At 68.8% G+C, this 21,945-nt stretch carries 17 protein-coding genes; 12 read left to right on the top strand and 5 right to left on the bottom strand.

The genetic code is table 11. From position 1 onward, the window contains the following. Positions 1 to 41: 41 nt before the first annotated feature. The gene (locus ACS5PN_RS31100) at positions 42 to 1,412 is read left to right on the top strand and encodes a DNA recombination protein RmuC (protein WP_439467905.1); all 1,371 of its coding nucleotides are present in this window, start codon (positions 42 to 44) and stop codon (positions 1,410 to 1,412) included. Continuing rightward, positions 1,409 to 2,572: an MFS transporter gene (locus ACS5PN_RS31095; RefSeq protein WP_439467904.1), complete on the top strand. Its 1,164-nt coding sequence runs from the start codon at positions 1,409 to 1,411 to the stop codon at positions 2,570 to 2,572. Before ACS5PN_RS31100 ends, ACS5PN_RS31095 begins: the two co-directional genes overlap by 4 nt. Positions 2,573 to 2,578: 6 nt before the next feature. Here the strand turns inward: ACS5PN_RS31095 and ACS5PN_RS31090 are convergent, their stop codons facing one another. Continuing rightward, complete coding sequence (locus ACS5PN_RS31090) at positions 2,579 to 4,438, bottom strand: hypothetical protein (RefSeq protein WP_439467903.1); 1,860 nt, start codon at positions 4,436 to 4,438, stop codon at positions 2,579 to 2,581. Between the two features lie 201 nt (positions 4,439 to 4,639). Between ACS5PN_RS31090 and ACS5PN_RS31085 the strand changes: the two genes are divergently transcribed. Both ACS5PN_RS31085 and ACS5PN_RS31080 read left to right on the top strand, forming a co-directional pair. Further along, positions 4,640 to 5,251 carry a FecR family protein gene (locus tag ACS5PN_RS31085; protein WP_439467902.1) on the top strand — a complete coding sequence of 204 codons (612 nt, stop codon included), beginning with the start codon at positions 4,640 to 4,642 and terminating at the stop codon, positions 5,249 to 5,251. Continuing rightward, on the top strand, positions 5,248 to 8,199 hold the full coding sequence (locus tag ACS5PN_RS31080) for an EAL domain-containing protein (protein WP_439467901.1): 2,952 nt from the start codon (positions 5,248 to 5,250) through the stop codon (positions 8,197 to 8,199). Before ACS5PN_RS31085 ends, ACS5PN_RS31080 begins: the two co-directional genes overlap by 4 nt. Positions 8,200 to 8,217: 18 nt before the next feature. Here ACS5PN_RS31080 and ACS5PN_RS31075 read toward each other — a convergent pair whose 3' ends face one another. The 4 genes from ACS5PN_RS31075 to ACS5PN_RS31060 form a co-directional block, all read right to left on the bottom strand. Further along, positions 8,218 to 10,476, bottom strand: a complete 2,259-nt coding sequence (locus ACS5PN_RS31075) for a hypothetical protein (protein WP_439467900.1) — start codon at positions 10,474 to 10,476, stop codon at positions 8,218 to 8,220. A 524-nt stretch (positions 10,477 to 11,000) separates the two neighbouring features. Then, positions 11,001 to 11,714: a diguanylate cyclase domain-containing protein gene (locus tag ACS5PN_RS31070; RefSeq protein ID WP_439467899.1), complete on the bottom strand. Its 714-nt coding sequence runs from the start codon at positions 11,712 to 11,714 to the stop codon at positions 11,001 to 11,003. Continuing rightward, complete coding sequence (locus ACS5PN_RS31065; protein ID WP_439467898.1) at positions 11,711 to 12,484, bottom strand: S1 family peptidase; 774 nt, start codon at positions 12,482 to 12,484, stop codon at positions 11,711 to 11,713. Before ACS5PN_RS31065 ends, ACS5PN_RS31070 begins: the two co-directional genes overlap by 4 nt. 16 nt (positions 12,485 to 12,500) lie before the next feature. Further along, a complete protein-coding gene (locus ACS5PN_RS31060) occupies positions 12,501 to 12,746 on the bottom strand; it encodes a hypothetical protein (protein WP_439467897.1) in 246 nt (81 codons plus the stop codon). A 457-nt stretch (positions 12,747 to 13,203) separates the two neighbouring features. On the opposite strand from ACS5PN_RS31060, the gene ACS5PN_RS31055 reads away from it, so the two are divergent. The 8 genes from ACS5PN_RS31055 (at position 13,204) to ACS5PN_RS31020 (ending at position 21,876) form a co-directional block, all read left to right on the top strand. Next, positions 13,204 to 14,073 carry an STAS domain-containing protein gene (locus ACS5PN_RS31055; RefSeq protein WP_439467896.1) on the top strand — a complete coding sequence of 290 codons (870 nt, stop codon included), beginning with the start codon at positions 13,204 to 13,206 and terminating at the stop codon, positions 14,071 to 14,073. A gap of 1 nt (position 14,074) precedes the next feature. Beyond that, positions 14,075 to 14,464: an STAS domain-containing protein gene (locus ACS5PN_RS31050; RefSeq protein ID WP_439467895.1), complete on the top strand. Its 390-nt coding sequence runs from the start codon at positions 14,075 to 14,077 to the stop codon at positions 14,462 to 14,464. Continuing rightward, complete coding sequence (locus ACS5PN_RS31045) at positions 14,439 to 14,852, top strand: anti-sigma regulatory factor (protein WP_439467894.1); 414 nt, start codon at positions 14,439 to 14,441, stop codon at positions 14,850 to 14,852. Before ACS5PN_RS31050 ends, ACS5PN_RS31045 begins: the two co-directional genes overlap by 26 nt. A gap of 7 nt (positions 14,853 to 14,859) precedes the next feature. Further along, positions 14,860 to 15,849: a SpoIIE family protein phosphatase gene (locus tag ACS5PN_RS31040; protein ID WP_439467893.1), complete on the top strand. Its 990-nt coding sequence runs from the start codon at positions 14,860 to 14,862 to the stop codon at positions 15,847 to 15,849. 10 nt (positions 15,850 to 15,859) lie between these two features. After that, positions 15,860 to 16,738, top strand: a complete 879-nt coding sequence (locus tag ACS5PN_RS31035) for a sensor histidine kinase (RefSeq protein WP_439467892.1) — start codon at positions 15,860 to 15,862, stop codon at positions 16,736 to 16,738. Further along, positions 16,735 to 18,720: a response regulator gene (locus tag ACS5PN_RS31030; protein WP_439467891.1), complete on the top strand. Its 1,986-nt coding sequence runs from the start codon at positions 16,735 to 16,737 to the stop codon at positions 18,718 to 18,720. Before ACS5PN_RS31035 ends, ACS5PN_RS31030 begins: the two co-directional genes overlap by 4 nt. 110 nt (positions 18,721 to 18,830) lie before the next feature. Further along, positions 18,831 to 20,333 (top strand): ATPase domain-containing protein, encoded by a 1,503-nt coding sequence (locus ACS5PN_RS31025; RefSeq protein WP_439467890.1) that lies wholly within the window; start codon positions 18,831 to 18,833, stop codon positions 20,331 to 20,333. After that, positions 20,311 to 21,876 carry a hybrid sensor histidine kinase/response regulator gene (locus tag ACS5PN_RS31020; RefSeq protein WP_439467889.1) on the top strand — a complete coding sequence of 522 codons (1,566 nt, stop codon included), beginning with the start codon at positions 20,311 to 20,313 and terminating at the stop codon, positions 21,874 to 21,876. Before ACS5PN_RS31025 ends, ACS5PN_RS31020 begins: the two co-directional genes overlap by 23 nt. Positions 21,877 to 21,945 lie beyond the last annotated feature (69 nt).

The raw sequence follows: 21,945 nt of genomic DNA, 5'->3' as shown, positions 1-21,945 counted from the left end.
GACCAATGAAAGCGATTGCGGGCCGGGTGACAATGGGCCGCATGAGCCTGTTCGATGTGTTGCTGCTGGGCCTGATGGCCCTGGTTTTGGTGCTGCTGGTCTTGATCTGGGCTCGTCAGAAACCGCAATCCACCGGCGTCGCGCCGGAGCTGCTGCAGAGCAACGAAAGGCTGGAGCGCGAACTGCGCGACGAGCTCGGCCGCAGCGCCAGCGGCACGAGCCAGCAGCTGGTGCAGGGTCTGGCCCAGTTCCAGCAGGTGCTCACGCAGGGCTTGCAGGGCAGCAACAACGCCCTCGCCCAGCAGGCCCTGGCCGCGCGTGAAGCGCAGGACGCCGCCGCACTTCGCAGCGCTCAAGCCCAGGCCGAATCCATGCAGCGCCTGGGCGACGCGATGCGCGATCAGTTGCAGGCCCTGTCCAAGACCAATGACCAGCGCCTGGCCGAGTTGCGCCTGACGGTGGAACAGCGCCTGACCGCCATCCAGCAGGACAACGAGAAGAAGCTCGAACAGATGCGCGCCACCGTCGACGAGAAGCTGCATGCGACGCTGGAGCAGCGCCTGGGCGAGAGCTTCAAGCAGGTGGCCGAGCGCCTGGAGCAGGTGCACAAGGGCCTGGGCGAAATGCAGAACCTGGCGCGCGATGTCGGCTCGCTGAACCGTGTGCTGACCAATGTGAAGACGCGCGGTGTTTTCGGCGAGGTGCAGCTGGCCGGCCTGCTGGATCAGGTCTTCACGGCCGAGCAGTACGCCGCCAACGTGGCCGTGCTGCCGGGCTCCAACGAGCGCGTCGAGTTCGCCATCTCCTTGCCCGGCCAGCGCAACGACGGCAAGCCGCTGTGGCTGCCCATCGACGCCAAGTTCCCGCGCGAGGATTACGAACGGCTGCTCGACGCCCAGGAGCGCGCCGATGCACCGGCCGCGGAGGCCGCCGGCAAGGCCATCGAGAACCGGCTGCGGCTGGAGGCCAAGACCATCCGCGAGAAATACATCGGCCCGCCGCACACGACGGACTTCGGCATCCTGTTCGTGCCGACGGAAGGCCTGTATGCCGAGGCCCTGCGCCGCCCGGGCCTGCTGGAGAGCCTGCAGCGCGAACACAAGGTCATGCTCTGCGGCCCGACTACGCTGCTGGCCACGCTGACCAGCCTGCAGATGGGCTTCCGCACGCTGGCGCTGGAAAAACGCAGCGCCGAGGTCTGGGAGGTGCTGGGCGCCGTCAAGACCGAGTTCGGCAAATTCGGCGATGTGCTGGCCAAGGCCAAGAAGAAGCTCGAGGAAGCCGGCAACACGCTGGACGCCGCCGAGGTGCGCACCCGGGCCATGACGCGCAAGCTCAAGGGCGTCGAGGCCCTGCCGGATGACGCGGCCCAGCAGCTGCTGCAGCTCAGCCTGGGTGAGGACGCCGAGTGACGGAGATTGCCTCAGCACCCAAGAAGAACTTGCGCGATGCGTTCTGGTGGCTGATCGCCACCATGATCTGCGTGCATGCCTGCATGGCGACGACGCGGGTCACCGCCAGCCTGTGGGTGCTGAACCAGGGCTATGGCGAGGCCTCGGTGGGCATGTTGCTCAGTCTCTTCGCGGTGGCGCCCATCGTGCTGTCGCTGTGGGCCGGGCGGCTGGCCGACCGGCATGGCTTTCATCGGCCGGTGGGCATCGGGGTCACGCTGGCTTTTGTGGGGGCCTTGCTGCCGCTGGCCGTGCAGCAGCTCTGGGCGATTGCCATCGGCTGCCTGCTGTGCGGCGGTGCCGTCGCGGTGGCGGCCGTGGCCCTGCAGCGCGAGGCTGGCCTGATGGCCGAGGAGCCGGGTGAGCTGAAGAAGATCTTCAGCTGGATGGCCCTGGGGCCGGCCATGTCCAACGCGCTGTCGCCCATCATTGCCGGCCTGCTCATCGACCATGTCGGCATGACGGCCGCCTTCGGCTTCGCGACCGCCTTGCCCGTGTTGGCCTGGGTCCTGGCGCGCAAGGTGCCGCGCAACCCGCCGGCGGTCTACACCAAGAGTTTCCGCGAGCCGGCCGCCTGGGATCTGTTCCGCCTGCCGGCCTACCGCCGCCTGCTGCTGGTCAACCTCGCGCTGTCGGCGGGCTGGGACGCGCACAGCTTCGTCGTGCCCGTCGTCGGCCATGCGCGTGGCCTGTCGGCGTCCAGCATCGGCCTGGTGCTGGGCAGCTTTGCGGCCGCGGCAACCGTCGTGCGCCTGGCCATCGTGCGCTTTGCCGACGACATCGACGAGGCCAAGGCCCTGCGCACGGCGATGGTGGTCGCCATGCTGACCTTCATCGCCTATGCCTGGTTGCCCGGTACCTTCGGCCTGATGTGCGGCTCGGCCCTGCTGGGCATGGCCCTGGGCTCGGTGCAACCCATGATCCTCGCGATGATGCATCGCGAGACACCGCCCGAGCGCCACGGCCAGGCCCTGGGCCTGCGCATGCTGACGCTGAATGGCGCCACGGTCGGCATGCCCGTCGGCTTCGGCATGCTGGCCGCGGCGACGGCCCTGACCGCGCCGATGTGGGTCATGGCCGCGGCACTGCTGGCGGCGCAGTGGCCGGCGCGCAAGCTATGAGCCCGGCTAGGGCTTGGGCGGTGGGTTGCACTTGAGCGGGTAGGCCGCGTCGGTGGTCGCCGTGCAGACGTTGCCGCCGCCATCCACGATGGCGCCCTTGAGCGACTGGCTGAAGTAGGGCGATTGCTGCTGCACGCCGAAATCGTTGTTCTTGAAGACGTTGTTGCCCAGATGGAGGTCGGCGGGCTGGGGCAGCTTGTCGCCCAGGGTCTTGGTACAGGCGCTCTGTTCGCCGAAGGGGAAGTCGAAGTTGAAATAGGACGCCATGGTCAGCGGGGTGTTGGCGTCGACCTTCAGGCTGTTGTTCTCGAAGCGGTTGTTCTCGAAGCGAATGCCGTCGTCGGCCGGCATCAGCTTGTCGTCGTCAAAGGCCACCGGCCGCAGGCAGTAGGCGCGGAAGATGCTGAACAGCTGGTTGGTGCGCTCCACGACGTTGTCGAGGAACTGGCTGTCCCGCACGCTGGAGAAGTACCAGCCGCCGATGCCGCAATAGGCCGCATGCGTGATGCGGTTGCCCTGGATGACGGCGTTCTTGACGGTGCCCACCCATTCGATGCCGCAGTCCCAGACATCGCGGATCTGGTTGTTCTTGACGACGGCGGCCAGCTCATCGCCGAGGAGGATGCCGTCGTCGGCGCCGTTCCAGGAGGTGTTGGCGGGATTCCAGCTGCCGTCCAGCTGGTTGCCGAGGACGCGGTTGCCGCTGCCGTAGTTGAGTATCAGCAGGGCCGGGACGACCTCGTTGGGCACCGTCTTCACCTGATTGTTGGAAAGCGTGGAGTCGGTGGTGTATATCTGCTGATAGGACCCGGCTAACTGGTTGTTGTCAAAGCGCAGGCGTTCGGCGTGCCGCACGTTGACGATACTGGGCTTGCTCGGGTCGCCGGCCTTGATGACGTTGTCGGTGATGCTGACATCGCGGAGCTTGCTCAGTTCGTTCCAGTCAGCGCGGATGCGGCAACGGCGCAGCGCAATGCGTTCAGCGTTGGTGATGTGCAGCGCATGGACGTAAAGCTGCAGCGTGTTGGCAATCTCGTGGTCGGCACAGTCCAGCAGCACGTCGTGGGTGTCGTGGATGTCGATGCAGGGCTTGCCGTCGTTGCTTGTCGCGGCGACGTCGCGGGTCAAGGTGTAGACGCCGGGCTGGGTGATCTCCTGGCAGGTTGCGATGGGCTGGGCTGTCTTGACGGCAATGGCGATGCGGCTGGCCTGGCTCAGCACGGTGCCCGCGGCGTTGCTCACATGGGCCGTGATGCGCGTCCCGTCGTCGCCGTAGTGCAGCGCGGCCGTCGTGTAGGTGGCCGACGTGGCACCGGCGATGGGGGCGCCGTCGCGCAGCCACTGGATGCTCAGCGGCTGCGAGCCACGTGCCTCGATGCTGAAGCTGCGGCTGGACCCGGCCTCCGCCGGCGTGAGGGGGGCCAGGTCGGCTTGCAGCGTGATCGCGATAGCCCGCACACTGAGCGTCGCCGCCACGCTGGTGACGCTGCCGGCGGCATTGCTGACGACGACGCTGAACTGCGCCCCCTGATCGGCCAGCTGCACTGCGGGCAGCAACAGGGTGGCCGACGTCGCGCCGGCGATGGCCGCGCCATTGCGCGACCACTGATAGCTCAGCGGGCCCGTGCCCTGGGCCGTCACGCTGAAGCTCGCGGCCGCGCCGTCGTCGACGCTGAGTGCGGCCGGGGCGGCCGTGATGCTGGGTGCCGTGGCCTGGACCGGCGGGGGCGACGGGGGTGGCGAGGGTAGCGAGGGTGGCGAGGGCGGAGGCGGCGTCGACGGGCCGCCGCCTCCGCCACCGCAGGCCGTCACGACCAGCAGCATGGCGAGGGTGCGCAGCCGGCGCATGAAGTCGAAACTTGTCATCACCACTCCCTGAAGCATTTTTTTGTGGCGGCAGTATCCGGTGAGAGAGTTGGCAAGGCAGCCCTCGAAAACCTCTAGCCGCAGCACCATGCCCCTGCGCATAGCGCAAATAGGGGGTGTGACCGGGGGAACTCTCAGTGGCGGGCGTGCGGCGCATCCGTTCTACTGGGCCGGATACGTCAAGTGCATAGGAGTCATGAAATGCGTGCCCTGGTGTTGTGCCTGTCCCTGCTGAGTGCCTCCGCCTTTGCCCAGCAGGCCTGCGAAGTCATGTCCGTCAGCGGCGACGCCCAGCGCGTGGATGGCAAGGCGCTGGCGGTGGGCGACAAGCTCGACGTCGGCACCACGCTGCGCACCGGCACGGCCGGCCGCGTGCGCCTGAAGTTCACTGACGGCTCCGTGCTCGTGCTGGCTGACAAGAGCCAGCTGCGCATCGACGCCTACAGCGCGGCGGCCAGCCAGCCGCGCATCGCCGAGTTCCTGCTGGAGACCGGCCTCATCGGCCAGCGCGTGACGCCGTCGGCCGGCGGCAGCTGGCGGGTGCGCACGCCGACCGCCGTGACGGCCGTGCGCGGCACCGAGTTCAGCATCGAGGTGGGCGACGACCGTGCCACCGCCGTTCACGTGAAGACGGGCGAGGTCGACGTCGAGCCCGCCGGCCCGCAGACCCGGGGCATCAAGGCACGCTATCCGGTGCGCCTGGAGAAGAAGCTCAACGGCACGCATTGCGATGTCACCCAGTGTGTGGCCGCCATGAGCTGGACGGCCGAAAAGGTGCAGCGCGTCGAGCAACGCCTGGGGTCGCTGGATTGAGACGCGCGGCATCCAGCCTCGGCTATGTCCTGATCGGCCTGGCAGCGGCGCTGCTGGGCTTTGCCATGCTGGCCTCGCGGGCCAATGTGTCCGCGCTCGAACGTCCCGACCAATGGGCGCTGGACTGGCAGACCCTGTGGCGTGGCCCGCTGACACCCGGCACCGAACTGCCCCTGCTGCTGGTGCGCGTGGACGATGCCGCGCTGGAGGCCCTGGGCGGCCGCGTGCCCGACCGCGCCGAGATCGCCCGCGCCGTGCAGGCCCTGCAGGCCGGCGGCGCGCGTGCCGTGGCCCTGGACATCCTGCTGCTGCCCGGTGGCGGCACCGCTGAAGGCAGCGCTGCCCTGGCCGCCGCGATGAAGGCCTGTGCCTGCACGCTGATCCCTTTTTCCCTGCCCGACGATGGCAAGCTGGACGCGACGGCGGCGCCGGCTCCCGTGCTGGCCCAGGCCTTGCTGCGCTATGACGACGAGGCCGCCCTGGCGCGCAGCGAGGGCTATTACCGGCCGCATCGCCTGGTGGCGCCCGAGGCCGGCCTGGCCGAAGCCGCCGCCGCCCTCGGCCACATCAGCGTGCGGCCCGAGGCCGATGGCAGCCTGCGCCGCGACCTGCCGCTGCTGCGCCTGAACGGCGAGGTTTACCCATCCATGCCGCTGCGCCTGGCGGCCTTTGCGCGCGGCGCCGACTGGAAGCAGGCGCGGGCCCGCTTCGGCGCCGAGTTCAGCGTTGGCAACGCGGTGCAGTCGCGGCTGGATGAACTGTCGCGCCTCGGCGTGAACTACTACGGGCCTTCCGGCAGCTTTGACAGCATCGGCTTTGCAGACCTGCTGGCCGGCCGTGTCGATCGGTCGCGGCTGCAGGGCCGCGTGGCCGTCGTCGGCGTGTCGGCCCTGGCCGCGGGCGACCATGTGCCCACGCCCTTCGACGCCCGCCTGCCCGGCATGGAGCGCATCGCCACCGTGACCGACAACCTGCTGACCGGCCGCAGCCTGGTGCGCCCGGTCTGGGGTGGCGCGGCCGAGCTGGCAGCCGTGCTGCTGCTGCCGTTCGCGGCCGTGGTGCTGCTGGCGCGCCGGCCCCTGGGTGTGGCCCTGGCCGCCATCGTCATCGGCACGCTGGCGTTGCTGGCGGGCGTGCAGTGGGCCTTCGAGAGCCGTTACTTCGTCTTCGCGCTGGCGCCGCCGCTGGTCGCACTGCTCACCGCGACCCTCGGTGGCAGCGCCTTGCGTGCCGGCATCGAGCAGGGCCAGCGGCGGCTGGCGGCGCGGCAGCTCGCCGCCAGCGAGCAGCGCTATGCCCTGGCGGCTCAGGGCGCCAACGATGGCCTGTGGGACTGGGATTTGACGACGGATGAGGTCTATTACTCGCCGCGCTGGCTGGCCCTGATGGGCCTGTCGGCCGCCGAGGCCGGCCATGCCATCCAGGCCTGGACCCAGCCGCTGGAGCCGTCCATGCGCCACGCCTTCGAGGACGAACTGCAGGCCCACCTGGAGGGGCGCAGCCTGCAGTTCCACCAGGTGCTGCATTTCCACCAGGGCGGCCAGGAGCGCTGGCTGCTGGCGCGTGGCCTGGCCGTGCGCGAGGACGGCAAGCCGGTGCGCATGGCCGGTTCGCTGACCGACATCTCCGAGAGCCAGCGCCTGCAGCAGCAGATCAGCTTCGACGCCCTGCACGACCGCCTGACCGGCCTGGCCAACCGCGTGCTGTTCCGTGAGCAACTGACCCAGCTGCTGACCGGCGTGCCGGCGCCCGAGACCGGCCTGCTGCTGCTGGGCCTGGACGGCTTCCGCGCGCTGAACGAGGCCCATGGCCCGGTGGTGGGCGACGCCGTGCTGACCGAGCTGGGCGCACGGCTGAAAGCGGCCTTCGGCGCGCGTCATCTGGTCGCCCGCATCGGCCCCGACCAGTTCGCCCTGCTGCTGGCCGGCGGCGACAGCGCCGCCGACCTGGGCCGGCGCGTGCAGGCCCTGCTGCAGTCGCCCTTCAACGTGGCCACGCCCATGCTGCAGCTGACGGCCGGCCTGTCCTGGGCCCAGCGCCGTCACGGCCCGGCATCGGCCGACGAGCTGATGGCCGCGGCCGAAGGGGCCCTGGCCCGCGCCAAGGCTGGCGGCCCCGGCCAGACGCACGAGTTCGACCCGGCCGAGCAGCTCGTCGAGCAGTCACGCCGCTGGCTGCGCGACGCCATCGACGCGGCCCTGGCCAGCGGCACGCAGTTCGAGCTGCACTACCAGCCCTTTGTGCGCCTGGCGGACCGCGCCCTGCTCGGTTTCGAGGCGCTGATCCGCTGGAAGCACCCGGAGCGTGGCCTCATCATGCCGGGCGACTTCATCCCTGTCGCCGAGGCCAGCGGCCAGATCTGTGCCATCGGCCGCTGGGCCCTGCTGGAGGCCGCGGCCCAGCTGCGCCGCTGGCAGCCGCTGGGCTTCACCGGCGAGGTGGCTGTCAACCTGTCGGGCGTGCAGCTGGAGCGCGACCTGGAGCTGCTGGGCGATGCCCGCGCCACGCTGGCCGCCCTGGGCGATGTGCCGACCCACCGTCTCAAGCTCGAGGTCACCGAGAGCATGGCCATGGCCAACCCGCAGCGCAGCGCCGAGGTGCTGCAGGAGCTGGCGCGCATGGGCTTCAAGCTGTCCATCGACGACTTCGGCACCGGCTATTCGTCGCTGGCCTATCTGCACCGCTTCCCCTTCGACACGCTGAAGGTCGACCGCAGCTTCGTCATCCGACTGGCCGCCGGCCGCGAGGCCCAGGAGATCGTGCGCACCATCGTCGGCCTGGGCGCAGCCCTAGGCAAGCAGACCCTGGCCGAAGGTGTCGAGGACGAGAAGCAGGCCGCGCTGCTGCAGCAACTCGGCGTGGAAGTCGGGCAGGGCTGGCTGTTTGCCAAAGCCCTGCCGGAGGCGCAGGCGACCGAGGCGATCAAGAACGCGCCATGGCGGCGTTGAAGCCGTCCCGCCTCGCCGTCAGGGGTTCAAGACGATGCTGCTGTTGAGGCGGTAGCTGCCGCGCTGGTATTCGCGCAGGCCGGCCTCGCACTGCTGCGAGAAGTCGATGGCCAGGCGGTTGATGCTGCCGTCCGCGGCGTAGTCCACGTCGAGGACCTGGAAGGAGCCGCTGACGGGCGAGCCCTCGGCGTTGCAGAACACCTGCGACACCAGGCCGTTCAGGGCACCCGGTGCCGTGTCCTTGATCGCATTGGCATAGGTGCCGACGGCCAGGCGCTGGCCATTGGCCGGCGTGACGGAGAAATTGGCGCCGGTGCCGCCTTCCGAGAGACCGGGCACGCGGGGCAGGACCTGGCCCGGTGCAGGGCCGTAGAAGATCGAACCGGTGCCGGTCTTCAACTCCCGCCTCAAGACCCGTCCCGTCAGCGTTTCCGTGTAGAGCGCCGCGCCCTGTGCGGCACGGTTGCCCGCCTTAAGGGCCACGCGCACGCGGTCGGTATTGCCAAGGCTGTCGGTGACTGTCAACTGCAGCAGCGCATCGCCGATGGGCAGGGCGCCGCTGGCGTCGAGGATGGCTTCCGTTTCCGCGGCCTGCGGTGTCGACAGGCGCAGCGGGGCGCCACTGAGCTGCTCCCACTGGTAGCGGGTGACCGCCTGGCCGTCGCGCGGCGTGGCCTCACCGCGCAAGCGGGCCGGTGCGCCGGCCGCCACGGTGGCCTGGTCCGAGAAGGTCGCCGCCGCGACCAGCACGTTGTCGGTTCTGAGCAGCGCGACGCTCTCGCTGCCCTGGCTGACGATGCCGTTCTGCGCATCTCGGAAGATGCGCTCGCCGGTCCAGTTGATGCCGTCGAAAGAGGTCTGCAGGGAGTAGCTGCGCTCCTTGCGCAGCGGCTCGCTCGGGCGGATCTCGTAGGACGATCCGTGGCGTGTCGCGGTCACCGGCACATGCCATGACGGCAGCTTGGAGTCGGTGGTGACGGCCTCGTCCGCCAGCCGGAAGCGCAGCTCGGGCGTGCTGTCGGCGATGGCGCGGCCGAACTGCAGCCTCATGAGGCCGCCGGGCTCCGACAGCCCAGGCTGAAGGGCGACGGGGCGCTGGAACAGCGCGTCGGCCCGGAAGCGGCTGATGCCGGGGGTGGTCTGCTGCTCGCAGATGCGGTCGATGTCCGCCGTCAACGCGCTGCCGCGCCAGGACGCGAAGGTTTCGAAGCCGAAGCCTTCATCCGACAAGGCATAGACGGCGCGCGCACTGCGGACATCCTTCATCAGCGAGAGGAAGTCTCCCCAGGGGAACAACCGGCTCTGGCCGGCGGTGCCGTTGGAGGCGACCAACACGGCGCTGGCCTGCGGGACGCCCGCATTGGCCGGGCCGCGTTCGATGCGCAGCGTCTGGCTGGCCGCCATGTCGACCTCGACGCGGAGCTGCCTGGGGAGCACGCTGAGATCACCGCGAATCGGTTGCGGCGTGCGCACGCGCAGGGTGTTGCCGCTGCCGCCGACGTCGAGCACATAGGCCAGGGCGCTGCTCATGCTGGCGGTGTCGTAGCCGACGCTGCGCGACACCTCGATCTTGCGCAGGGCGTCGGTGGTGTCGCCGCCCTGGATGGTGGTGGTGAGGCGCAAGTCGTCTTCGGCCGTGGACACCGCCTTCAGCTGCGAGCCGGTCGCGGATTCCGTCCATTGGATGCCGACGGAGCCGCGCCAGGTGATCGGCAGGATGATGCCCATATTGGGACCGCCACCCAGCGCGGTGGTCTTCAGCGCATCGACCACCGCAAGGCGCGCCTGGAAGCCGGCATCGGCCGTCGTGGCGACCGTGGTCAGGTCGATGCGCAGCGTTCCCGTCGCCGAGCGGCCGAGCACCGGCACGCCGCAGTTGGTCAGGGTGGCCGTGATGCTGTCGCCGGCCGAAGCCCGCTGGTTGCCGTCGCGGTCGTCGAGCTTCAGCGTGATGCTGCCGGTGTAGGCGCAGTTGGCGGTGACGGAGGTGGTGCCGGCGGTGGTGGCGAAGCGGTGCGTGATGTCGGTGGCGAACTGCGCCAGGTCGACCAGATGGCTGCCGTGATTCAGCACCAGCGTGGCCAGGTCACCGGCCTGGGCCTCGGAATAGTGCGCGTCGAAGCGGAAGGTCGGCGCCGTGGGATCGACGACCGGGGGCGGGGTCTCGACCGGTGGTGGTGGGTTGTTGCCGGTCGTGCCGCCGCCGCCACCCCCGCCACCGCAACCGGTGCAGGCCAGGGCGACGAGGCTCATGCCGATCCACGTTCTGATGCTCATGCTTCCGTCCCTTGATCTTGTCTTTGGTTTTCGATCCCTGCCCTTTTGGGGCGCACGGATTCTGTCATTGACCTGGCGACGTGGCGGCGTGGCTGCGGCGTGGGCTGTCGAGCCAGGCGCTGAAGGACGCCAACCTGGCCCAGATCATGAAGCAGGGCGAGGCCGCGACGGCCAGGGGGCAAGGGCTGGCCATGGGGTGAAAGGCGCAAGCGCCCGCGGGGCCGCCGAGTAGAGGCTGCCGCGCAGCCCCCTCAGCGGCTGACCGCATCGCTCGGTGCGGCGCCGCACCGACGGCGGCGGCACCAAGGGCTAGAAGCGGCATCGGGCGACGCGCTGTGCTCGTCCGATCAAAGAAAGCACCCATGTCCAAAGGTCAACGCGGCAACAAGGAACAGAAGAAACCGAAGAAGGTGCATGCACCTGTCTCGCCGGTTTTACCCGTCACAACGGCGGTGAAGACTGCGGAGACCATCTCCGTCGCGCCGCGTAGGAAGTAAGCCGGAAAAAGGCTGCAGGCGCCATGCCTAGCGCGGATGCACCGCAGCCCGCTTGATGCGGTACATGGCCTCATCCGCCTTGCGCATCAGCACGCCGGGCGATTCGCCGTCATCGGGAAACACGCTGTAGCCGATGCTGGCGGAGATGATCATGGGGTGGCCGGCGAGCACGCAAGGCTCAGCCAGCGCGCGGGCGATCTTGCCGGCGACCTGGGCGGCATCCTCGCGCCGGGCCGCAGCGACGAGGACGACGAACTCATCGCCGCCCATGCGGCAGACCGTGTCGCTGTCGCGCACGGTGGCCTCCAGTACGCGCGCTGCTCGCTGCAGCAGCAGGTCACCGACGGCGTGGCCGAACTCGTCGTTGACCTGCTTGAAGCCATTGATGTCGAGGAAATAGATGATGAGGCGCTGACCATGGCGGCGCGCGAGCGCAATGTCGTGGCTCAGCCGGTCCCACACCACTTCACGGTTCTTCAGCCCGGTCAGCGAATCGGTCTGGGAGGCCTTGACAGCGACTTCGAGCGCCGCGTGTGCGGTTTCCACTTCCTGCGTGGCCAGCTGGTTTTCCACCTGCAGGCGTTCGTTCTCCAGGCGTGCGTCCGTGGCGGCCGTCAGGCCCCGCTCGCTGCGGGCTTCGAGGATGGCGGCCTGCAGCTCCAGCAGCGTCGCTTCCGCGGCGGCGATCTGCCGCTCCAGTGCCAGCAGGCGGCTCTGCGCGCCGTCGCCGCCGCTGGTCATGGCGTCGCTTTCATCGCCGGTTTGGATTCCGGCTCGCGGCGCGGTGCGGTCTCGGTCAGCGTCATGAGGATGTCGGGATACCAGGCCGCGTTCAGGCCCAGGGACTCATCGGCCTTGAGGTCGCGGTTGCCGATGTCAAAGCGCGTCGAATGGATGCCCACCAGCAGCCAGGGCAGGGGCTGGCGACCCGGCGCGCGCATGACGACCGGCGCGCCACTGATGCCACGGTGGGTGCGCGCATCGGTCAGGAACCAGCCCTGGCCCTGGAAGCGCCAGCCGTAGGGTGAAGCGATGGCGCCCTGGCGCACGACGGGCAGATGGTGGAGGTCGTCGTGGAAACCGAGCGGGAAGCCGGTGATCAGCACCTGCTGGCCCAGCGGCACTTCGTCGTCGGGGCCGGGCAGGCTGGCGAGCGTGAAGGCGGTGAGCTGGATCGACGCTGGCAGGGCGGCCGTGTCGATCTCCAGCACCGCGACGTCGATGCCGCCTGCATCGTCGCGTCCCTGCCGCCAGTTGGCGCGACCCTCGCGGTAGAGCAGGGCCGACAGCACGGTGGCGTCTGTGAGGTTGTCCGCATCGGCATGCAGCTCGAGTTCGATGCGGTCGGGGTGGTGATCGGCCTCCTCGTCGATGAAGACGTGGCGGCTGGTGACCAGATAGAGCCTGGCCTCGCGGCGGAAGAAGAAGCCGCTGGCGCCGGTCAGTGCGCGCTTGCCGGCGAAGGTGCCGATGCGCACGATGGCGAACAGCAGCGGATCAGGGGCGGACATGGCGCTGCCTGCCGTCTCAGGATGCGGGTCTTGGGCTTGCCCGGTCCAGTTGCGAGCTCAGCTGGCGGCACATGTTCTCGCCCGTCGTCGTCAGGCGCAGTGAGCCGCCATGCCATTCGAGCCAATGCAGGGCGACGTACTCGTCGATGGTGGCATCCGTGATCTCGGCGGCGCGGCGGCGCTTGAGCAGGTCGACGGTGGTAAGCAATCCGTCGCGAAGCGCTGCGCGTCTTGTGTCGGATTCACGGGTGGGCGATTTCATCATCATCATCATCTCCAGAGCGCGAGCAGGGGGCACCGTCGTTGCGCACGACGACCGGCTCGTACAGATCAAGGGGCAGGGCCGCATGGCGCGCGTTTCGGGAACAAACGCGTTGCGGCGCCGGGAGGGGAGACTCGAAGAACCTTCGAGGCGTGGGGTGAGGCTCACCGCTGAAGCAGATGACAACCGAAGCCGGCGGCGGGTGCCGCGAGCAAGGCACGCGGAGATGATGCGTGGCGCCCAGTCTGCTGGGGCTGCCGCGGCAGAGAGCAGACGCGCGGCAGGCCATGCAGTGTACGTCTGTGTTGTGAACCGCACCGTCGCCCGGCGCCGGTGTTCAGCGTGCGGGCACGGCGTCTCGTCTGACAGAGAACGCCGCGCCAAGGGGCTACCATGCCCGGCGCCCAATGCGCTCCCGACACCAGGCCGATGATGGCCGTCTCCAAGCGAGGAACCCATGACGAAAAACAGTGCGGCCGTTGAATCGCTGCTGTCCCAGGACCGCGAGCAGGTGCTGACTGAATGGCGTGCGGAGTTGAGCGCTGTCGGCGGCCTGAGCACTGACGCACAGGGTACCGAGCAACTGCTGGAGTCCGTATTGACGGGCGTGCGCGCCGATGGCGCTCTCGACAGCTTCGACGACAAGGCTTGGGAGAAGGTCCGCGAGTTCCTGTCCGGCCTGTCGCGTTCCAGAGCAGCCCAGGGCTCCACCGCCGCCGACACCAGCCGCTTCGTGCTGGCCCTGAAGAAGCCGCTGTTCGCCGGCCTGCAGCGCAAGATGGGCCAGGAGCCCGCTGCGCTGGTGGGCGCCTTGTGGGAGGTGTCGACGCTGGTCGACAGCATGGCCCAGTACACCGTGACGGCCTACCAGCGCAGCCGCGAGGAAATCATTGCCCGCCAGCAGCAGGAACTGCTGGAGCTGTCCACGCCCGTCATCAAGATGTGGGACGGCGTGCTGGCCGTGCCCATGATCGGCACGCTGGACAGCGGCCGTACCCAGCTCGTCATGGAGGCGCTGCTGCAGCGCATCGTCGACACCGGCTCCACCATCGCCATCATCGACATCACCGGGGTGCCGACCGTGGACACGCTGGTCGCCCAGCATCTGCTGAAGACCGTGACCGCCATCCGCCTGATGGGCGCGGAATGCATCATCAGCGGCATCCGCCCGCAGATCGCGCAGACCATCGTGCATCTGGGCATCGACTTGCAAGGCATCATCACCAAGGCGACGCTGGCCGATGCGTTGGCGGTCGCGCTGAAGCGGGCCGGCTTCGTCGTCACGCGGGGCAAGCCGGCGGCAGCGGTCACGCCAGCGGCAGACTGAGATGCAACGCATCCCCATCCTCCAGCTGGGCCGCAACCTGCTGGTCACCATCCAGGTCGACCTGATGGACCAGACCGCGCTGGCCCTGCAAGACGACCTGGCTGCCAGGATCGAGAGCAGCGGCGCCACCGGCGTGCTGATCGACATCTCAGCGCTGGAGATCGTCGACTCCTTCATCGGCCGCATGCTGGCCAGCATTTCCAGTATTGCCCACGTGCTCGGCGCCCACTCGGTCGTGGTGGGCATGCAGCCCGCCGTGGCCATCACGCTGGTGGAGCTGGGCCTGTCGCTGGACGGCGTGCGCACGGCATTGAATGTCGACCGCGGCATGGAGCTGCTCCGCCAGGCAACCGAGGAGCACAGCGATGACGACGAATCCCACGGCGAATGAAGGCAGCGTGCCGGTCCGCAGCGAGAACGACGTCGTCACCAGCCGGCAGTTCGTCCGCAAGCTGGCCCAGCAGCTCGGCTTCTCCCTGGTTGACCAGACCAAGATGGTCACGGCCGCCAGCGAGTTGTCGCGCAACGTGCTGGTGTACGGCGGCGGCGGCGACATGGAATGGAAGATGCACAAGGACGGCCTGCGCACCGGCCTGACGCTGTCCTTTGTCGACCAGGGCCCCGGCATTCCGGACGTGGACCTCGCCATGAAGGACGGCTGGACCACCGGCGGCAGCCTGGGCAAGGGCCTGCCGGGCAGCAAGCGCCTGGTCAACGAGTTCGAGCTGGTGTCGGTCGTCGGCGAGGGCACCCGCGTCACCATCACGCGCTGGAAGTAGGGGCTGCATGCGTCCCTATCAAAGGTTTGCCATCGACGATGCCAGCCAGGTCGGCGAAGCGCGTCGCGCGTCGCAGCTGCTGGCCGCGGAACTCGGCTTCGATGAAGCAGCCGCCGGCCGCCTGGCGCTGGGCGTGACCGAGCTCGGCACCAACCTCGTCCGCCACGCCGGGGGCGGTGCGCTGCTGCTGGGCGTGGACGGGGAGGCGGTCGAACTGCTGTCGCTGGACACCGGCCCGGGCATGGACATCGAGCGCTGCCTGCAAGACGGCTTTTCCACCGGCGGCACCGCCGGCACTGGCCTGGGTGCGGTCAAGCGCATCGCCAACCGCTTCTCGGCTTTCTCTCTGCCGCAGCGGGGTGCCGTCATCTCGGCGCGCTTCGAGGGCAAGGTCCAGGGCATCGCCGCCAAGGCCGGCGGCTACAGCGTGGCCGGCCTCGGCCTGCCGGCGCCTGGCGAGCAAGTCTCCGGCGACGGCTGGGGCTTGCGTGTCAGGGATGGCCGCACGCTGCTGCTGATGGCGGACGGCCTGGGCCATGGCCCGCAGGCCGCCGAGGCCTCAGACATGGCGCTGGACCTGTTCCAGCGCGGCACGCTCAACCAGCCCGCCGCCCTGCTGGAAGACGCCCACCTCACCATGCGCAGCACGCGCGGCGCGGCCGTCGCCATGGTCGCCATCGAAGCCTCGCTGGACCGGCTGGTGTTTGCCGGCGCCGGCAATATCACGGGCCGCCTGATCAGCGGCGTCAGCGATCGCAGCCTGATGTCGCAGCCCGGCACGCTGGGGGTGCAGATCCGCCGCCTACAGGACGTGGTCTATGAATGGCCGGATCATGCGATCCTGGTACTGTTCTCGGACGGCATCGTGTCGCGCTGGAACCTGGAGGGGGTGGGCGGGTTGCTGGCCTGCGAGCCCATGGTCATCGCGGGCTGGATCCTCCGGGACCATTGCCGGGGCCGCGACGACGCCACCGTCGTGGTTGTGCGGCGTCACTGAAAGGCAGGGCATGCAGCAAGAGCCAGTGATCAATGTCCCCGCGCTGCAGGCGGCGCTGGAGGAGGCGCGCCAGCAGGTCACATCGCTGCAGCAGGAGCTGGACGAGACCAACGGCGGCGTGCTGGCCCTGTATGCCGAGCTGGACACCCAGGCCCAGCAACTGCGCCAGGCCACCGAGCTGAAAAGCCGCTTCCTGGCCTATATGAGTCATGAGTTCCGCACACCCATCTCGTCCATCCGCAGCCTGACCCGCCTGCTGCTGGACCGTGTCGACGGCCCGCTGACCGCCGAGCAGGAAAAGCAGATCAACTTCATCCGTACCACGTCGGAGGAGTTCGCCGAGATGGTCAACGACCTGCTGGATCTGGCCAAGGTCGAGGCCGGGCGCATCGACGTGTCGCCGGCCTGGTTCGAACTGGTGGATCTGTTCTCGGCGCTGCGCGGCATGTTCAAGCCGGTGCTGGTCAATCCCGACGTGCAGCTGATCTTCGAGGAGCCGCAGGGCCAGACGCAGCTGTTCACGGACAACGGCAAGCTGTCGCAGATCCTGCGCAACTTCATCTCCAACGCGCTGAAGTTCACGACCAAGGGCGAGGTGCGCGTGTCAGCGGTGCAGGACGGCGAGTCCATGACCTTTTCTGTCGCGGATACTGGGTTGGGCATCGCGCCGGAGTTTCACGCGGCCATCTTCCAGGACTTCTCCCAGCTCGACTCGCCCATCCAGAAGCGGCTGCGCGGCACTGGCCTTGGCCTTTCGCTGAGCAAGCGCCTGGCCGAGCTGCTGGGCGGCAGCATCGCGTTGCAGAGCGCCGCTGGCGTGGGCTCGACCTTTTCTGTCACCGTGCCCTTGCGGCTGGCCGAGGCGCCGGTTGCGACTGCCCAGGCATGAGCGATCCACTGCTCAACGACGGCCAGGTCGCCGGCGGTGCCCGCAAGCTGGACCGTTCGCTGCACAGATTGCTGGTGGTCAATGACGATCCCATCGGCCGCTACACGACCGTGCGCCAGCTGCAGTCGGCCGGCTTTCCCGTCCTCGAGGCCTCGACCGGCATGGAGGCGCTGGCCCTGGCCGACGAGAGCCTGTCGGCCGTCGTGCTGGACATCCATCTGCCCGACATCGACGGCCTGGAGGTCTGCCGCCGGCTGCGCCGCCAGCCCACCACCTTCAAGCTGCCGGTCATCCATCTGACGGCGGCGTACCTGACCGACGAGGACAAGGTGCGCGGCCTGGATTCCGGTGCCGACGCCTACCTGACCCACCCCGTCGAGCCGGCAGTCATCATCTCGACCATCCAGGCCCTGGTGCGCACCCGCGAGGCCGAGGACGCGATGCGCCACAGCGAGGCCAAGTTCCGCGCCGCCTTCGAGCGCGCGCCGAGCGGCATTGGGCTGGTGGACGTCGCCGATGGCAGGCTGCTGGACTTGAACCCCGCCATGCAGGCGTTGCTGGGCGGGGGGCAGGTGGCCGGACGTACCCTGCTGGACTTCGTCGCCCCCGCCGAGGTGCCGACGGCGCAGGCCTTCATGCGTGCCCTGGCGACGCAAGGTGCCCATGCCGAGTTCAGCGTCGTGCAGGCCGATGGCCGCCTCGTGCCCGTCGAGTGGGCCGCCGCCAACTACACCGAGCCCGGCATCGCCATGCTGGTGGCCACCGACATCTCCCAGCGCCTGCTGGTGGCCGAGCAGCGCCAGGAGCTGTTGGAGCGTGAGCGCAGCGCCCGTGGCACGGCCGAGCGCCACAACCGGCTCAAGGACGACCTCATTGCGGTGCTGTCGCATGAGCTGCGCACGCCGCTGAACGTCATCATGAACTGGGCCCATGTGCTTCAGAAGGGCGCCAAGCCCGACATGCTGGAGCGCGGCCTGGCCGCCATCGAGCGCAATGCGGTCATCCAGGCGCGGTTGATCGCCGACATCCTGGATATGTCGCGCCTGAACCTCGGCAAGCTGCCGCTGAACCTGGAGTGGGTGGAGGTGGGCAGCATCATCGCGTCCGCCGTCGCGGCGGTTCAGCCGCTGCTGCAGCGCAGCCACCATCAACTGCGTCTGGACCTGGAGCAGGAAGAGCTGAAGATCCGCATCGACGACGCGCGCATGCAGCAGGTGCTTTGGAACCTGATCGGCAACGCCATCAAGTTCTCGCCGTCGCAAAGCGAGATCACGCTGCGCCTGCGGGCGGTGGACGGCGGGGCGGCCATCACCGTGGCCGACCAGGGGCAGGGCATTGCGGCCGACTTCCTGCCCTTCGTCTTCGACCGTTTTGCGCAGAGCGACGCGGCCAGCAACCGCCAGCATGGCGGCCTGGGCCTGGGCCTGGCCATCGTCAAGAACCTGGTCGAGGCCCACGGTGGCCATGTCAGCGTGGCGAGTGCGGGCGAAGGCCAGGGCGCGGAGTTCTCCATCTGGCTGCCGGGCGGGCAGGAAGGCGCGGCGTCGGCCACCGCCGGCCCCATCAGCAGCTTCGGCGCCTTGGGCGACTCGCCGTCGGCCCCGCTGCTGGGATTGCGCGTGCTGGTGGTCGAGGATGACCTGGAGGCCGGTGCCATGCTGTCCATGATCCTGGGCGAGCAGGGCATGCAGGTGCAGCACGAGGCCTCGGTGGACGCGGCCCTGGCCAGCCTGGCGACCGGCCGTTTTGACCTGCTGATCAGCGACATCGGCATGCCCGGTCGCGACGGCTACGAGCTGATCCGCGAGTGGCGCCAGCGGGAGGCGGGCGAGCAGCATCTGCCGGCGATCGCGCTGACAGCCTTTTCGCGCGACACCGATCGCGCCAGTGCGCTGGAGGCCGGCTTCGACACGCATCTGGGCAAGCCGCTGCGCCCGCCCTTGCTGCTGTCGGAAATTCTGAGGCTGGCCGGTTCCCGCTGAGGTGCAGCTTGCGCTGTTGGCTGACACGCTGGCCAAAAATCTGGCTCTAGACTGGTCGGTATCTCTGCAGGCGCTGGCATGAGGCTGCTGAAGCGGGACAGGAGGATGCAATGACGAAGGGAACCCAGCGTTCTGCGACCGGTGTACCGGGTCTGGATGAGGTGTTGCATGGGGGGCTGATTGCCGGTCAGCTCTATCTTGTCGATGGCGATCCTGGTGCCGGCAAGACGACGCTGTCCTTGCAGTTCTTGATGCAAGGCGTGCGTGAAAGCGAGTCCTGCCTCTATGTGACGCTGGGCGAGACGGCCGCGGAGCTGCGTGCCGGCGCGGCCTCGCATGGCTGGTCGCTGGACGGCATCGAGATGGTCGAGCTCATCGCCGATGAAAAGGAGCTGTTCGGCGATGCCGAGCTGACGATGTACCACCCGTCGGAGGTGGAGCTCAGCGAGACCACCAAGCGCGTGCTGGAGGCTGTCGAGCGATTCAAGCCGCGTCGCATGGTGCTGGACTCTCTGTCGGAGCTGCGCCTGCTGGCTCAGGCGTCGCTGCGCTACCGTCGCCAGATCCTGGCGCTGAAGCAGTTCTTCGTTGGCCGCGGCTGCACCGTGCTGTTCCTGGACGACCGCTCCAGCGACGGCGTTGACACCCAGTTGCACAGCATCGCCCATGGCGTCATCGCGCTGGAGCGCCACGTGCCCACCTACGGGCCGGCGCAGCGCCAGCTGCGAGTCACCAAGTTCCGTGGCAGCGACTTCATCAGCGGCCAGCAGGACTTGGTCATCCGCCATGGCGGCCTGCAGGTGTTCCCACGGCTGACGCCGAGCGACCATGGTGCGCCTTACCAGCGCGACGTCGTGCCCAGCGGCATCGCGGCGCTCGATGAGTTGCTGGGCGGCGGCACCAACCGCGGCACGGCGACGCTGCTGGTCGGCCCGGCGGGTTCGGGCAAGTCCACCATCGCCTCGCAATATGCCGTCATGGCAGCCCGGCGCGGCGGCCATGCAGCCATCTTCACCTTCGAGGAAGGCCGCAACCTGCTGCTGGACCGGCTCGCGAGTCTGGGGCTGAAGGTCGATCAGGGCGTCGGCCCGGGCAAGCTCAATGTGCGCCAGATCGACGCCGCCGAGGTGCTGCCCAGCCAGTTTGCCAACATCGTGCGCCGCTGCGTCGAAGAGGACGGCGCCAGCGTCATCGTCATCGACAGCCTCAATGGGTATCTGAACGCCATGCCCGAGGAGCGTGCGCTGATCATCCAGTTGCACGAACTGCTGACCTATCTGAACAACCATGGCGTGGCGACCTTTGTCGTCGCGACGCAGTCCGGCATGCTCGGGACCAATATGCGCAATCCGGTGGACACCAGCTATCTGGCCGATGCCGTCTTGCTGTTCCGCATGTACGAGCACCAGGGCGCGGTGCGCAAGGCCGTGTCGGTCATCAAGAAGCGCAGTGGCCGCCATGAGGACACCATCCGCCAGCTCTGGTTCGATGAGAAGGGCGTGCACCTGGGGCCGCCGCTGATGCATCTGCGCGGCGTGCTGACGGGGGTTCCTGTGGAGGTGCCGGTTCACCACGAGGTCGAGTCTGGCGATGATCGAGCGCGACGAGGCTGAGCGCTCCTACAGCGAGCGCGTCATCGTGCTCGCGCCGACGGCGCGCGATGGCGACGTCACGAGCCGGCTGCTGGCCGAGGCCCGCATCGACGTCGCGGTCTGCAAGGGCTGGCGCCATGCCGAGGAGTTGATGCATGAGGGGTCGGGCGCACTGATGGTGACCGACGCGACCCTGAGCGACCCGGGCTTCGCGGTGCTGCTGAATGTGCTGGAGCGCCAGCCGGCCTGGTCCAACCTGCCGGTGCTGGCGCTGTGCCGCCAGGGCCTGGAGGCCCCGGCGCTGCGGGCGGCACGGCTGCGCAACCTGACGGTGCTGGACCGGCCGACGTCGACGCGGGTGATGGTCAGTGCCGTGCGCACGGCCTTGCGCGGACGGCGCTGGCAGTACCAGATCCGCGACCAGATCGACTCGTTGATGCGGGCGGACCGCTCGCTGCGCCAGGCCGATCAGCGCAAGGACGAGTTCCTGGCCACGCTGGCCCATGAGCTGCGCAACCCGCTGGCGCCCATCCGCACCGGGCTGCAGCTGCTGGGCGCCAACCCGCCCCAGGACTCTACCCAGTTCAAGGCTGTCACGGAGATGATGGACCGGCAGATGAACCAGTTGCTGCGCCTCATCGACGACCTGCTCGAAGTCTCGCGCATCTCCACCGGCAAGCTCATTCTGCAGCGCGAGCCGCTGGACATGCGACGCGTTGTCGAGATGGCGCTGGAATCCTGCCAGCCGGTGATTGAACGCGGCGGCCATCACCTCACCGTGACGCTGCCGGATGAAGCACTCTGGGTCGACGGCGACCTGACGCGGCTGGCGCAATCGCTCAGCAATCTGTTGAACAACGCCGCCAAGTACACGCCGGACGGCGGCAACATCTGGCTGATGCTGACCCGCGTCGGCGGCGATGCCGTGCTGACCGTGCGCGACAGCGGCGTGGGCCTGCCCCAGGACATGATCGGCCGGGTCTTCGACATGTTCGCCCAGGTCAACCGCTCGCTGGCACGGGCCCAGGGCGGCCTGGGCATCGGCCTGGCCCTGGTCAAGAGCCTGGTGTCCCTGCATGGTGGCCGGGTCAGCGCGGCGAGTGCCGGCCCCGGCCAGGGCAGCACCTTCACTCTCGAGCTGCCGCTGGCTGCAGGGGATTCCGCCCCCGCGCCGCTGCTGGGCGCGCCCGAACCGGACGCGGCCAAGCCGACGCGCATCCTGGTGGTCGACGACAACGTCGACGCGGCGGACTCGCTGGCCATGCTGCTGTCGCTGTCCGGCCATGAGGTGGCGGTGGAAAACAGCGGCCCGGCGGCCCTGACCCGGGCAGACAGCTTCCTGCCCCAGGCCGTGTTCTGCGATCTGGGCATGCCGGGCATGGGCGGCCATGAGTTCGCGACCCTGCTGCGCCAGGACGCCCGCTTCACGTCCACGCTGCTGGTGGCCCTGACGGGCTGGGGCTCGGAAGAGGACAAGAAGCGTTCGCGTGCCGCCGGCTTCGACGAGCACCTGACCAAGCCGGCCAGCGTGGATGCCGTGACAGCCCTGCTGGCCAGGCTCTAGCCGCAGTGCTGTCTGCATTGGGATCTGACGAACGGCTGGGCTCGCAAAACCGCGCAGAATCGCCGCCAA

The sequence above is a fragment of the Roseateles sp. NT4 genome (genome assembly GCF_051857475.1).
Classification (GTDB): domain Bacteria; phylum Pseudomonadota; class Gammaproteobacteria; order Burkholderiales; family Burkholderiaceae_C; genus Pelomonas.
The sequence above is the reverse complement of the archived record's forward strand: the minus strand, read 5'-3'. Positions and strand labels throughout refer to the sequence as shown.